A 14603-nucleotide genomic window follows, 5' to 3' on the forward strand; every position below is an offset into this window, starting at 1 on the left:
CCCTATTTTTCCTGCAAACGATTTCATTTTGTCTTTGAGCAAAATGTCTTCGTAGTTCTTATTGTAAGAATATACCGCCTCATGATAAAGGAGAGTATCAAAAGGTTTAGGTTAGAGTATGTTCAGGTAATTGGAAAAACGGTATGCCATAGTGCATATAGGCTCTACTTACCAATCCGTTCTTCGCGGTATTCCGAAGGTGTTTGTGAGTAATATCTTTTAAATTGCTGGCTAAAATACTTGACATCCTCATAGCCAACCGAGTGGGCAACTTCGCTGATTTTAATGAACGGATCCAGAAGCAATTCTTTGGCAAGCTCCAATTTCTCTTGAATCAGGTAGTCTCCAAAGGTAGTACCCGTCACACGTTTAAAAACCTCGCTGAAATGTCCGGGATGAAGGTGAACGTAACGTGCCGCTTCATGAAGGCTCAGCTTCTGGTTTCCGATGTTTTGTTGTATATACGCGATTGCCTGCTGAACATAGGCGGATGGCCCTTTCGACACACTTAGATGATAAGCGTTCATGATGGTTTCCAAATATTGCTGCAGCTTGTCACGCAAAACCGCATCGCCCTTCTCACCAAAAGAGGAATAATCGGCGATGCCTTCCTTTAATGCTTCCATCTCTGCGGCCATTCTCTCCAACCAACGAAACCCCGACAAGGCAAGCGATTGAATATAGGAGGAGTACGATTCATAGGTAACCTCAGGATGTTCCATATGTTCGGAAACACGAGTCCCGATCCATTGGTTAAGCCTGATAGAATCATTAGCTAATAGCAGCTGTGATAATTCATTTTCCTCCTGACGCGAGCTAACCGTTCTCCACCCCTTCCTCTCTCCGATACGTTCGTAGCCCAATATTCGTTCTTGTGTGAATATTTCCCAATATTTAGCTACTTGCAACGCCTTTTTGTAAGAGGTACCAATCTCTTCAATCGTTCCCACTGGTGTTCCAGCAGCGCAATACAGCGTGCATTTCAACAGCCTTTCGATTTCTGGAAACAGCTTACAGTAACACTCTTCTTGGCCCTTACCCTCGTCATATTTCATAACAGCCACCAGATAACGCTTACCGGCCAACGTCTCACAGGAAACGATCTCGCGCAGCATATTCTCCACAGCAAATTGCAGTAGAAGCCCACTGCCATCGACATTTCCCCAGCCTTCCGCCTTAATCAATACCGCTTGAAAGCAGCTTGGCTTACCCTCACGCTCTGAAACCTTGAATAACGGAAAATATTCGCCCCATGCAAGCTTGTCCACCCCACTGTCTCCAGCCAATATTTTCTCAAACCAATGGTTCCTTATTTCTTTTTCCTTATGATATACCTTACTGTTCGAATTCCATCTGGAACGGATACGCTGTGCAGCTCTAAGCACCGCTTGTATAATGTCACCCGGACGGCTCGTCTTGAGCAGATAGTCACTTACCTCATTACGAATCGCTTGCTGCATATAACTAAAATCGTCATAGCCTGTCAGCATAATGACCTCCAAATCGGGAAACATTGCTTTAGCCTCTTTGGCTAAAGTCAATCCGTCCATCTCCTCCATGCGGATGTCCGTCAACAACAGATCCGGCTTCTCCACCGGAATCCGTTCCAGCGCTTCCTCCGCAGACTCAGCGGGCTCAAGAAACTGAAAGCCCAATTGTCTCCAATCTATAACTGTTGAAAGACCTTCTCTAATAATCACTTCATCATCCACGATCATAACCTTCATCTTCATGCTCCTTTATTGGAATGATAAATGAAACCCGAGTACCTTGGCTTTCCTGGCTCTCCAGCTGCAGTTGGGAAGAACGGCCGTAGTGCAGCAGCAGCCGCTCATTCACATTGCGCAATCCATAGCTTCCCGATGGATCAACCGTGTTGCCGCTCAGTGGCTGCAGCAGCTCTACGGACAGCTTGGAGAGCTTTTCCTCCGCCATGCCTACCCCATCATCATGCACCATAAACCTCATGCCCCGTGGCTCTTGCACTGCGCTAATATAAATCGAGCCGCCCCGTTTGCTCTTTTTCAGACCGTGAATCATGGCATTCTCCACTAACGGCTGCAGCAGTAATTTAAGCATGGGAACAGCTGCTATTTTGGAATCCATGTGGAACTGAATATCGAATCTTTTGGGATACCGAATGGATTGAATCAAAGCATAGTTTTTCACATGATTGATTTCTTGCTCCACCGTGCAGAAGTCCTTTCCCTTGTTCAAACTGAATCGAAGAAAATCACTAAGCGCGCCCACCATATCAGCGATCCGCTGTTGTTTACTCATCAAGGCAATCCAATGGATCGACGATAGTGTATTATACAAAAAATGCGGGTTAATCTGTGCTTGCAGAGCACGGATGTCGGCTTCTTTTTTCCTTGTTTCCAGCATAATCAGCTGCTCTTTGAGCCTTTTAATATGCTCTCCCAGCTTGTTATAGCTGCCGACCAGCTGGCCGACCTCATCCGGAGATTCGAATTGGTAGAGCGGAATAGGCTCGTTCGGGTCAAACCGGACCAAATTGCGCCGCAGCACCTTTAATGGCTTGGTAACATGGCGCACTACAAATAAAATTAAGCCTGACGTTAACACCGCCGCCAAAGTGACAGAAGTACCCGTCAGAAGCCATATAAACTGGTTTTCTTTACTGTACAGCTCATAAGGCACTAAGCCTATAAGTGTCCAATCCAACCCCGGTATCCGGATATACAGCACCGTTTTTTTATCATGACCATCCCCATAATTAAAAAAACCGTCCGTCTGGGTCATATCGGATAAGAGTGAGCCCGGAAACAATGCATCCCAATGCTGTGTTAGCCATTCCTTTTTATTGCCTGAAATAACAGCACCTTGACGGTTTAAAAGCATAATGTCACCTTGCCCTACACCAAAATTAGGGCTTCCCAAATAGCGTGAAAGCACAGCTTCATTGAGGCTGATGGAGATAAACCCAAGCTGATCATAATTCTCTCCGCTCTTGACCGCGCGCAGAAAGGAAAACACATGCTCCGATCCATGAATAGTCTGATTATTATATAAGGAAGTCCATCTTTTTCCGCTTAAGTCCCAATCCTCAATCACCTTCGATAAATCGGAAAAGTAAATACTTTGCGTATGCAGCGGCATCGTTTTGTTTTTGGAGTAGATCGTAATGTTGGAAATGTACTCTTTGGATTGAATCAGGTTCATCGTCATAGCTAATATCCGCGAACGCTCAGGCGAATCAAAGTCAAAACCGCTCATATACTGCTGCACATCTTTATCCCCTGTCAGAAATATGGACATGCCTTCCACATCTTGCGCTATAAAACGAAGCGTATCCTGAATTCTTCGAAGGGAATCAATTCCTATTTGCTTCGTTTTCTCCTCATTCACCCGTGCAGAAGTTGTGTAAGAGAATGCACCTTGAAAAAAAAGAGGAATAACCGTCGCTATAAGCATCATCACAGACAGCTTGCCTTGCAGGGAAGTGCTGAAGAAATGCCTCATTGGATCCTCGCTTTCATTGGTTTATCGAAATTTTCCGAGTACATTAGCTTGTGTATCCTGCAGCTTCTTGGCCAATTCCTCAGGAGATCCGCCTTTCAGCAGCTCTTGAATCCCATTGCTCAAAGTCTCGACCGCCGCTGTAGTTAATTGAGTTTCGTAAGCAGGCAGCAGCGTCACCTTGTTGGTCAGCTGTTGCAGCTCAACAAATAATGGATGAGCTGTGCTCCGATCCACTTCGAGCTGATAGCTTACCAGTGTGTTGCTGTTTAATATGCTTCTTTGCGCATCACGGTCTGACAATGTATAGATAAGCTTGAATGCCGCCTCCTTCTGCTCTCCTTGAAGCTGGCTGTTCACAGCAAACCCATTCCCCACGACACCGGACGTTGATAGAGGTAGTCCTTTACCTCCGGCTACAGTCGGGAACAGTGTAATGTGCGTAGACTCTAGCACGTCCTTCGGTGCTCCGGCAATCAAATTGCTGACAGCAGAGCCACCATCCATAAACATTGCAGCTTGCTTCCGGTAATACAGCTGCTCCATTTGAATATGATCCATATAATTGAAGTTGCTTTGAAATGCCTGAGCCTTGGCCAGCTCCTGCATTCGAGAAAGCGCATTCACAAATATCGGATCCGTAAACCTTGCACCATTCTGTCCGAGTACATCCATAAACCATCCAGTCCCGGTTACTCTGTTAGCTAGCGTACTGAAAATAGCAGATTGAGCAACCCATGAAGATTTATTGCCCAGTGCAATCGGAATAATCCCTTGGCGGTTGAACATGCGGATTGCATTCAGCAGCTCCTCCCATGTTTCAGGTACTTTCACACCATATTGATCGAAGATCGCTTGATTATAAAAGATGAAGGAAGCTGGTGCCATCGACATGGGGACCGAATATTTGCTGCCATCCACTGTAAACGAATCAAACGATCGCGGCATGAATCCGGCTGCCCACTCGGGCTTCGCTTTTAACATATCATCAATGGGCTGAATTAATCCTCCTTTGACAAATTCGCGTGTCATGGAATCGGGCCAAATGAGGAACACATCCGGTAGCTCTCCGGCGGATGCCATCGTCTTTAACCGTGATCTGTAGACATCCCGAATGATGGGCTGAGCGCGCAGCTCTACATGGGGATTATCCTTTTGATAGCGCTCCAGCAGCTTGCGCATCGTCTCGGAGGTTGAATCTTGTCCCATCCAATCATGCCAAACGGTCAATATGATCTTTTGCTTACCATCTGCTCCGCCTTTCATTGTATCCGTTTGTACTTCTGTCGTAGATACCAGCGCACAACCTGCGCCTATAGAACATATGAGAATCAGAATGAGCAGGCCGCTGCTCCATCTCAGCAAAGAATGTTTGATCATCGGGCTTCCTCCCTGCTTCTCCTATTTTTTATGGCTGGGTAAGTGAACCGAATAGTTATTAAAGCATACTTTCTGTATGGAAAGGAATGAGAAAATCGTGACAAAATAGGAGAGGAAGAATTTGTATCCTAGAACCCATGTTGAAAAACAATAGCATGGCAAATTGTAATGGAAATCATTAGTTCCTGGAATGTGGGGATAAAAGACGACTGCTAGAGGATATTGGCAAGCAGGATCAAACGTAAGTATGATCCTTTGTCACTCGCCGTCAATCATTGAGGCAAATAGGCTCTTACCCTGGAAGGCATATTAATTCGGACGTAGTTATAAGGCAGTCAATAAGTTAACTAATAGGGGATCTGCTTCTGCTTCTTCTATTGCAGCAATTGAACCAAGCCTGCAAAAGCTACAATTCGCAGTCCCCTTCTATCCTTGCAATCTAATAGACCACTCCTTAAGCTGAAAAATGAGTCTGCAAAAATGCTTCCATCCTTTGAACTGACTTTTGCTGAGCAGGAGTCGCAATGCCATACCCGAAGCCATGGCTTACTCCTTCCAAAACCTCAATTTCCGAATGTACCCCGTTCTCAAGCAGAGCTTCATGAAAAGCCGCAACCTGTTCATACGGTGTAAGTACATCCGCATCCCCTTGAATAATTAGGAAAGGTGGCTCTGTTCCGGTAATTCGGTGATAAGGGGAGGCTTCACGATATAGCTCTTCATTTCCTTCCCGGGGGCAACCCATGAATCTAGGAAGGAATTCCCCTTCCATCTCCAAGGTTGTTACAGGGCAGTATAGAATAACGGCTTGTGGTAATGATTCCTTATACGCAGCATCCAGAGCCATCATAGCAGCTAGATAACCGCCTGCAGATGAGCCTATAACCACAATTCGTTCCGGATTGAAGCCAAATCTGGAGGACTGCTTCTTCATATATTGCATAGCTGAATGTACGTCTTCCAGTTGAGCGGGATATACCGCTGAATCCGTTAACCGATAACCAGCAGAGGCACAGAAATAACCTAATTGAGCGAAATGCTTGGCAACATCGCACCACTGCTCTTTACTTCCTTTCTCCCATCCGCCGCCATGAATAAATAATAAGGCGACCTCCTCCCGAGGAGATTCAGGAGCATAAAAGTCGATCTTCTTTTTGTCATGACCCTCTGCATAAATTTCATCCAATTGCTCATTAATCAACATGTGATCCATACACTCCCAATCCATTCTTTACTTATACACCTGAGTATGCCATAAAACCACCATCGACTGGAACCGTTATTCCGGTTACGAAGCCAGATAGGTTCTCGTCAGCCAGCCATAGTAACGTCCCGAGCAAATCATTCGGTTTGCCAAATCTGCGCATTGGAGTATGAGTAATAATTTTGTGGGATCGCTCAGTTAGAGAACCGTCTTCGTTGGTCAGCAGCTTTCGATTTTGTTCCGTTAAGAAAAACCCCGGGGCAATCGCATTCACTCTAATTCCTACATCAGCCATATGTACGGCTAACCATTGTGTGAAATTATCAATTGCCGCTTTGGCCGCGCTGTACGCTGGAACCTTGGTCATCGGACTTGGTGCGCTCATCGAGGACATATTAATGACCACGGCTCCTGGCCGGTTAATCATAGACTTCGAAAAGACCTGTGTAGGAATAAGCGTGCCTAGAAAATTCAAATTAAAAACATAGCCAATACCTTCTGCGCTCAGGTCATAAAAGGTAGTAATCTCTTTATTCGCTACATCATCTAACTTGAGAGTTTCATTCGTTGTGCTGCCTTTCGGATGATTGCCGCCCGCCCCATTAACTAGAATATCACATATACCGAGCTTATCCGCAACCTCTTTTTCCGCTGCCTTTACACTCTCAACATTCAGAACGTCGCAGGCAACAGCAATAGCTTCTCCGCCGGCCTCTCTTATCTCCTTGGCCACCTGCTCGCCTTTTTCTGCCGTTCTATTTAAAATAGCAACCTTCACCCCATGTCTGCCGAGCTCCTTGGCCATTGCTGAACATAGCACCCCACTTCCTCCGGTAATTACGGCTACCTTTCCTTTTAAATTTTCATTGAGAGTTATCATAAGGTTACCTCCTGTTTACTTCTTTCTAATGAATCCCAAATACCCCATAAATACATAATCCCTAGCGCCCTGTCATAAAGCCCGTAGCCTGGTCTGCATTGTTCATTCCATATATGTCTACCGTGATCCGGTCTGGCATAACCTGTAAAACCATTCTCATGATAAGCCTTCACAATACCGCAAATGTCCACAGTACCGTCTGCAGCTCGATGAGACGTCTCGATAAAATCACCATTCTCATATAGTCTCACGTTCCGAATATGGGCGAACGGAATCCGGTCCGCAAACTCCCGCACCATGTCCGGCAGATTGTTGTTTGGATTAACGCCTAGAGACCCGCTGCACAACGTAACTCCGTTAGAAGGACTATCCACCAGCTTCAATAGCCTGCGAATATTTTCTTGGCTCGTCATGATTCTTGGCAGGCCAAATATAGACCAAGGCGGATCATCTGGATGAACGGCCATTTTGATATCATTGATTTCGGCTACAGGTATGATTTGCTCCAGAAAGTATTGCAGATTATTCCACAAATCCTCTTCCGTTACCTGCTTGTAGGCTTCAAAAAAACGAGAAAGATGCTTCAATCTCGCAGGCTCCCAACCTGGCATTGTAAAATCGGGATTTGCGGCAATTTTGCCAACCAGCTCCATCGGGTCCATGCTATCAACCTTCACCTTTTCATAGAAAAGCGCTGTTGAGCCATCCTCCAGCTCCTTGAATAAATCCGTACGAATCCAATCGAAAACAGGCATAAAATTATAGCAAATTACCTTAACTCCAACCTTGCCCAGATTTTCGATCGTCTTTTTGTAATTGTCAATATAGCCATCCCTTGTCGGCAATCCCAGCTTAATATCCTCGTGAATATTAACGCTTTCAACAACCTCAATGTGGAAGCCGTGTTGATCTGCAAGCTGTCTAACTTCAAGGATTCGGTCTAACGGCCAGACTTCCCCGGCAGGCAGATCATGCAGCGCCCACACAATGCCCTCCACTCCAGGTATCTGCTTGATTTGCGGCAAAGTTACCGTATCGTTACCCTCGCCATACCACCTAAACACCATTTTCATCGGATTCTCTCCCCCAAATTTTCTAACCTTTCAAATTCAATTGTTCTTGTGTTGTTACTTGAAATATACTTGTATCCTTGTATACATGTCAAGATGTGAATCATTGTATCTTCCTCTATAAACACCAAATGCCCCCAAACCCACTGTAACGTGGAATGGGGGGTCATTTTTTTCTAGGGAAGCAAAGATTGTAGAGATTCGAATCATATAAATGGAGTCTTTCAAGTACTTGTAACACTTTATAGTTAGAAGTGGACTTTTAAAAGAATAGATTGATAACCAGTACTTCCCTCATGTTAATACATATATTAAATTATGAATTCACTACTATGATCACTGATAAGGGGTTAGCCCTTTAGAAGAAGATAAATTCTGATATTATCAATCAGGAAAACTTGTCATTTGGATATGATGAATATTCCAGTATAGTTCTCTATGATTATATACGAAATGTTATTATCTAGGGAGATGCATTTTTATACTTGGTGCAAGCCATACTGAACCAAGTACTACAGCCTTCGAAGGCTGCGGCTTTTTGCTTAAAAATAACCATCTTTTTGTAACTTTAATTCTTTTTGTTTCTTTAATTCTTTTTGTTACTTTAATTCTTTTGGTAGCTTTAACTCTTTTGGTAATTTTTATCTTAATAATTTTCTTCGTTTCCCTTGAGACTCTTAGTAGTTTTGGCTTGATCATCTGTCTTTTTCTTTGAGGAATTGTTGGTCGGATAGCTTTACGCTTCCGTTTAAGTAGCTTTGATTTACGAGAACGTAGTGCTCCAGCTTTTTTGGCAGTTTGCTTAACAACAGAAAAATGAAATAATGCTTCCGGATTATTAGAGACCGGATTATGAATGAACGATCTCTCCTGGCTAGGGGCTTCAACTATTTGCTCTGTAGTAACCTGATTTTGATCGTCCGCCATTATAGGCAGGGCATCCGTAAATTCATCTCCCTTGATGGAATCAGAAGCATGATCTGGATGTATAATTACAGGATCTATGGATTTCAACTCTTGGACCGGAGCCATTTTCACAGGATCTATGGATTTCAACTCTTGGACGGGAGGCATTTTCACAGGATCGATGAGTTTCAACTCTTGGGCGAGAGGTATTTTCACAGGATCTATGGATTTCAACTTTTGGACGAGAGGTATTTTCACAGGATCTATGGATTTCAACTTTTGGACGGCTGGCATTTCCACAGGATTGATGGATTTCAACTCTTGGACGGCTGGTATTTCTTTCTTTTCCAAGCGCCTCCTCCTCCTTCTCCTCTTCTGAGCTAGTTGTTTTTGCTCCACTTCTGCCGGAGTCGTCTCTTGCACTATTGTCTGTTCTTTCATTTCGTTTACCATTTCCTCAGCTTGCGAACCCTTTTTCGAATTCGAATTATCATCTTGATTACTGAGGCTATAACTAACATTCTTAATATGTGGCGTCGCTACTTTAATTACCTCGTGCCCTTGAACTAGATCTACGTGGTTTTCAAACAGACGGCTTAATATCCCATTTATGCTTTCCGGACCACCTTGGTTAATTTGAACCCTCCTAAAGATCATTTTCTCTAGAATGTCATTAAAGCTTATAGCATCCCAATAAACCAACTTCTTATCATAAGGAACAGTAGCTTCTAAAGGTTCAGTACTATCAACAGTAATGCTTTTTACATGCTTTGTTTGGTAATATAAATACTGCTCATCCGTTTGTAACACAAGATGATCATCTTTAACGGTAACGAGCCATCCTTTTTTAGATTCGGGCCCACCCCTATTGATACTCACAGCTTTTTCAACTAGCCACTTGAGGCCATCGGAATTAACAGGTTGCATTTCATATCCCCTTTCTATCATCATAGAATGGATAGTTTATCCCATGTATATGCACCTAGTCTTATAGTTGCATAGTGAAACTGCCCTTAACAGATAAATATCACAGAAAATTTGTTGCAATATTTGGATTAAAAAATAGCCGCGGTAAGGCGACTATTTAATAATTTGTAATATAATTGAATTCTTTATATAGTTCCCTGCAGATCTCACATGTTTCTTAATCTTTTATTTTTTTGAATCTTTGTTTCCGTCTTTTGCATCTTTGTTACCATCTTTTCCATCCTTGTTTCCATCCTTGTTTCCATCCTGTTTGTCTTTGTTGTTATCCTGATCATTTTTCTTCACACCATAACTGACATTTCGAACATGAAACGGTAAAATATGAACAACTTCATTGCCTACTACCATGCTTATTTGATCCACGGTAGTATCAACCAACACGCCTTCGGTTTTCTCGGGACCTCCGCGGTTGATCTGAACCCAACGATATTTCATATTTTCCATGACTGAATAAAAATTTTCCACATCGATATACTTAGGCAACACAGGTTGTTCTTCAATAGGAGCCACTTCTGTTATGTCCGAAACGTCACGAGCATCTAGGGTTAGGCTTTTAATATGATCCATCTTGTAGTAGAGCATCCCTTCATTCTCGATTTCTACTACGATATGGTCATCCTTAGCGGAGAACAGTTTACCCTTTTTGGACTCCGGTCCTCCTCTGTTGATACGTACAGTTCTACCTATCAATAAACTCAGGCTTTCTTTATCCATAGAACTCAATCCCTCTTCTCTTTGATTAATGGGTTACACCTCATGTATATTAAATACTGTGCTTTTATGAATGGTACATGTACCCAATAGTATTATTTTTCCGCCAATGCCCCTCTAATTGAGAGATAGTATTAATTTCCACATTTTTACATTTATGAATTAATTATTAGTGTAGTAATACTTTCTTTACTCATAAAATAAAGGGCGTTCCCCAGTAATAATGATTTGGGGAACGCCCTAATTTATATTGTTAGGATATAACTAACAATCCTTTTTCACTTACCTTTCTTCCCCTTAGACCCTTCCTTGCCTTTTGTACCCTCAGAGCCTTTTGCTGCTTCCGTTTCTTTCGAGCCTTTCGAACCCTTCGCTTTTTCCGTTTCTTTCGAGCCTTTGGAGCCCTTCGCTTTCCCCGCTTCTTTCGAGCCTTTGGAACCCTTCTCTTTCCCCGTTTCTTTCGAGCCTTTAGAGCCCTTGGCTTTTTCCGTTTCTTTCGAGCCTTTGGAGCCCTTGGCTTTTCCCGCTTCTTTCGAGCCTTTGGAGCCCTTGCCTTTTTCCGTTTCTTTCGAGCCTTTGGAACCCTTGCCTTTTTCCTTTTCTTTCGAGCCTTTGGAACCCTTAGCTTCTTCCGCTTCTTTAGAGCCTTTCGAGCCATTTGAGCCCTTTGGACCCTTAGGACCTTTCGGACCTCCTAACAAACCCTTCGGACCTTTCGGCCCTTTCGGTCCTTCAGCACCTTTCGAGCCTTCAGATCCTTTCGAGCCCCCAGATCCTTTTGAGCCTTTCGAGCCTCCAGATCCTTTTGAGCCCTTCGAGCCTCCGGATCCTTTTGAGCCCTTCGAGCCCTCGGATTCTTTTGAACCCTTCGAACCTTCGGAGCTCTTGGAATCCTTTGAATCTTTACGTAATTCAGGTTCCTTAGGATTTTGATTTAAAAACTTCTCTAGCTCAGTGCCTATGGTTACATTAACCAACTCTTGTATTTCGTGTTCTGTTAAAGCTACCAACAAAATCACCTCACTTATCATTTCCCCTTCAATACTCGGAGTAAAATATTTTATGCGAATGTACATTTGTTGATCTAGGCAAAGTCACGAAATAATGAAACTCCGCATATTCTAATTTTAAAAAATAAAGGTAGATGAACATAGTGGATTTACCTAGAGAGGTCTCTACTTATCAACTTTTCATAAATAAAAATAATTACAAAACTCTTCGAGATTACATGTGGAGCGAAGACCCTGTCCCTGCAAAATTAAAAGTTAACCAAAAGCAATATGACGTTGGAGTTGCCTACCGTGGATACCACATTCGAAAGCTAAAGAAAAAATCATTACGACTCTCTATTCATCCTCCCAAATTATTTATGGGCGCGAGAGAATATCATTTAAATGCCGAATATTTAGATCCATCTATGATACGCAGCAAGCTTTCCTTTGATTTTTTTAAAGATATCGGGAATCTTGCACCTGCCTCGGAATACATTCTATTAAAGCTAAACGGCTCTACTTTAGGACTCTACTTACAATTAGAATCAGTTGATGACCTATTCCTGAAAAAAAGAGGCTTACAGGCCGGAAACATTTTTTATGCAAGCAATGATGATGCTAACTTTTCGTTAATTACACCTGAAAATAAGATAAAACATGCCCTCGAAGCAGGCTACAGCCTGAAAATCGGCCTCAAAGAGGATTATCGATATATACGGGAACTTATTTACAAGATAAACACGGTCCCTCAGTCTGATTTTAGAAACGAAATTTCCAACCTAATAGATGTGAATAAATTTTTACTTTGGCTGGTTGGAATTGTATGCATGCAAAATTATGATGGTTTCATCCAAAACTATGCTCTTTATCGGAGCGCAGCATCTGGACTATTTGAAATTATTCCTTGGGATTACGACGCAACCTGGGGTAGAGATATACATGGTCAAGTCATGGAGTACGATTACGTTCCTATCAAAGGATATAACACCTTAATCTCCCGTCTAATAGATGTTCCCGAGTTTCGTCAAATGTACAAATCTCTCCTTGAGACCATATTGGAAACCAAATTTAATGCTAGTTACTTAGAACCACACATATTGTCCTTACAGAGCATGATTCGTCCCTATATCCTGCAGGAACCTTATAAAAGTAAGGATATTTCTAGCTTTGATATGGAAACCGAATATATGATTCAGTTCATAAATAACCGTCGAGCTTATCTGAAGAATCATTTGGTTGATCTGAATTGAACAGACACCCGGCATACGCCTGATGAGATTGTTCAAATACCCATAAACGATTGCCACAGAAATTCAATATCCATCCGATTCCCATAGAAAAACATTTACTGATAGTAACAGGCCACCCCATATATTGGTGAAAAATAACCAGCAGCCCTGAAGTGAGCAGTAAGCTCAATAGATTAATTACTAGAAATTTTAAAATTTCCCCTCTATTTGTATGACCAGTGCTTTGAAAAGTCCATCTTCGATTAAGATGAAAGCTGTTGATTCCACTGCAGATCGAGGACATGTATTGTGAGGCCAAATAGGGAATTCCCGCATAAGTAAGGAGAGTAAACAGAGCAAAATCAATACTCGCATTTACTCCCCCTACCAAACCGGATTTCAACAATAATATCTTAGTTTGAGATTTCCGCATCAGCTTGCACCCTTTATTCGGCTTTCCCTTTTGGTAATACCGTTACAATCTCGCACGATGTATAAGTGACGTCTTCTTGCCACATCATAGATACGACCGATATACACCCCAAGGATACCAATCATCATCATAGTAAGACCGCCTGTAAACAATTGAAACACAGCAAGCGAGTGCCAAACTGAAATGATCGTATCTGTAAATAACTTGACGTATATTAGCGCCATTAGGGAAAAAATACCCATGATCGAGAGAACCACTCCTAGATAGCCTGCAAGCTTCAACGGCTTGAATGAGAAGGAAATAATAACATCCAAACAAAGCTTCAGCAGCTTTTTAAAAGCTAATTTGGGCTTTCGCGACACTTGCTCCCCTTGATCATATAAAACTGAGGCTTGACGGAATCCGACCCAATTGACCATGCCGTCGAGCAAGTGGTTTTTACCCGAAAACTGCCTTAATTCTTCATAAACCTTGCGGTCTAATAAACGAAATTCGCTTGAATCCAATGAAATAATAATATCCGCTGACGTCCGCAGAATGCGGGAGAATAAACTACCTATCAGCTTCTTAAACCATGTATTTTCTTTATGCGCAGCTCGTTTCATATATACAACGTCAAAGCCTTCCTTCCACTTTGCGATCATTTCTGGAATCTGCTCCAACGGGTTCTGCCTATTGGCGTCCATAATCACCACTGCTTCTCCAACCGCATAATCCATACCGGCTGTAATCGCAATCTGATGACCATAATGACGAGAGAAATTGATAAGCTTGACGGTTTCATCCCGTTCACTGTAACTGCTGAGGAGTGAAGCCGTGTTGTCGCGACTTCCATCATTCACAAACAGCAATTCATAGGCCTCGCCAATCGGCTCCATTACTTGCTTCAGGCGTCGATACGTTTTGTAAATGACCGACTCTTCATTAAAAACAGGAACGATGATTGAATATTGAATACTCATACGGCCTCTCCTCCTGTATATCAATCATAGTCCTTAAATCTGAATCGTCCCTTAACGCTAACTGAGCATTAATTGAATCCCGGCTGAATGTATGCTGAAAAAGGACTTTTCACATTAATGGCCTTAGAGGAAGTACTAGTTCCTCTAATCGACTGAATGCACAAAAAAACAGAGGGATAACGGAACTGCTAGTTCCGTTATCTCTCTGTTTTGTGTACATTGCTCATATTCTGCCATGATAGCGGAACTCCGACTTCCGCTATCGTCTTAAATTGGATCTGGTATTTTGAATAACGGAACTCTCAGTTCCGTTGTTCAAATCTTAATCCATTATGTTCTTTCCAGCTTGGCTGCTTCGCATTATAAGCT

12 protein-coding genes are annotated in these 14603 nt (G+C 42.8%); 1 reads left to right on the top strand and 11 read right to left on the bottom strand.

What is annotated here, in order from left to right:
- Positions 1 to 164 precede the first annotated feature (164 nt).
- From GC093_RS33975 to GC093_RS34015, 9 genes are all read right to left on the bottom strand, one after another.
- On the bottom strand, positions 165 to 1727 hold the full coding sequence (locus tag GC093_RS33975; RefSeq protein ID WP_171656385.1) for a response regulator transcription factor: 1563 nt from the start codon (positions 1725 to 1727) through the stop codon (positions 165 to 167).
- Positions 1705 to 3483, bottom strand: coding sequence for a sensor histidine kinase (locus tag GC093_RS33980; RefSeq protein ID WP_171656386.1), 1779 nt, complete (start codon positions 3481 to 3483; stop codon positions 1705 to 1707). Before GC093_RS33980 ends, GC093_RS33975 begins: the two co-directional genes overlap by 23 nt.
- Before the next feature lie 21 nt (positions 3484 to 3504).
- The gene (locus GC093_RS33985) at positions 3505 to 4860 is read right to left on the bottom strand and encodes an extracellular solute-binding protein (protein WP_171656387.1); all 1356 of its coding nucleotides are present in this window, start codon (positions 4858 to 4860) and stop codon (positions 3505 to 3507) included.
- A gap of 454 nt (positions 4861 to 5314) precedes the next feature.
- Positions 5315 to 6073 (bottom strand): alpha/beta hydrolase, encoded by a 759-nt coding sequence (locus GC093_RS33990; protein ID WP_171656388.1) that lies wholly within the window; start codon positions 6071 to 6073, stop codon positions 5315 to 5317.
- A gap of 22 nt (positions 6074 to 6095) precedes the next feature.
- Positions 6096 to 6944, bottom strand: coding sequence for an SDR family oxidoreductase (locus tag GC093_RS33995; protein WP_171656389.1), 849 nt, complete (start codon positions 6942 to 6944; stop codon positions 6096 to 6098).
- Positions 6941 to 8017 carry a mannonate dehydratase gene (gene uxuA, locus GC093_RS34000; RefSeq protein WP_171656390.1) on the bottom strand — a complete coding sequence of 359 codons (1077 nt, stop codon included), beginning with the start codon at positions 8015 to 8017 and terminating at the stop codon, positions 6941 to 6943. The genes GC093_RS33995 and uxuA overlap by 4 nt, the downstream gene beginning before the upstream one ends.
- A gap of 456 nt (positions 8018 to 8473) precedes the next feature.
- Positions 8474 to 9847: a hypothetical protein gene (locus GC093_RS34005; protein WP_171656391.1), complete on the bottom strand. Its 1374-nt coding sequence runs from the start codon at positions 9845 to 9847 to the stop codon at positions 8474 to 8476.
- Positions 9848 to 10072: 225 nt separating this feature from the next.
- Positions 10073 to 10621 (bottom strand): spore coat protein, encoded by a 549-nt coding sequence (locus GC093_RS34010; RefSeq protein ID WP_171656392.1) that lies wholly within the window; start codon positions 10619 to 10621, stop codon positions 10073 to 10075.
- Positions 10622 to 10896: 275 nt separating this feature from the next.
- A complete protein-coding gene (locus GC093_RS34015; RefSeq protein ID WP_171656393.1) occupies positions 10897 to 11628 on the bottom strand; it encodes a hypothetical protein in 732 nt (243 codons plus the stop codon).
- Positions 11629 to 11762: 134 nt separating this feature from the next.
- On the opposite strand from GC093_RS34015, the gene GC093_RS34020 reads away from it, so the two are divergent.
- Complete coding sequence (locus tag GC093_RS34020) at positions 11763 to 12860, top strand: CotH kinase family protein (RefSeq protein WP_171656394.1); 1098 nt, start codon at positions 11763 to 11765, stop codon at positions 12858 to 12860.
- On the opposite strand, the gene GC093_RS34025 is transcribed toward GC093_RS34020, so the two are convergent.
- Together GC093_RS34025 and GC093_RS34030 are read right to left on the bottom strand one after the other, a co-directional pair.
- Entirely contained in the window at positions 12808 to 13272 is a 465-nt protein-coding gene (locus tag GC093_RS34025; RefSeq protein WP_171656395.1) for a GtrA family protein, read from the bottom strand. The genes GC093_RS34020 and GC093_RS34025 overlap by 53 nt on opposite strands.
- Entirely contained in the window at positions 13272 to 14234 is a 963-nt protein-coding gene (locus GC093_RS34030; RefSeq protein ID WP_171656396.1) for a glycosyltransferase family 2 protein, read from the bottom strand. Before GC093_RS34030 ends, GC093_RS34025 begins: the two co-directional genes overlap by 1 nt.
- Positions 14235 to 14603 lie beyond the last annotated feature (369 nt).

Source organism: Paenibacillus foliorum (genome assembly GCF_013141765.1).
GTDB classification, from domain to species: Bacteria; Bacillota; Bacilli; order Paenibacillales; family NBRC-103111; genus Paenibacillus_S; species Paenibacillus_S foliorum.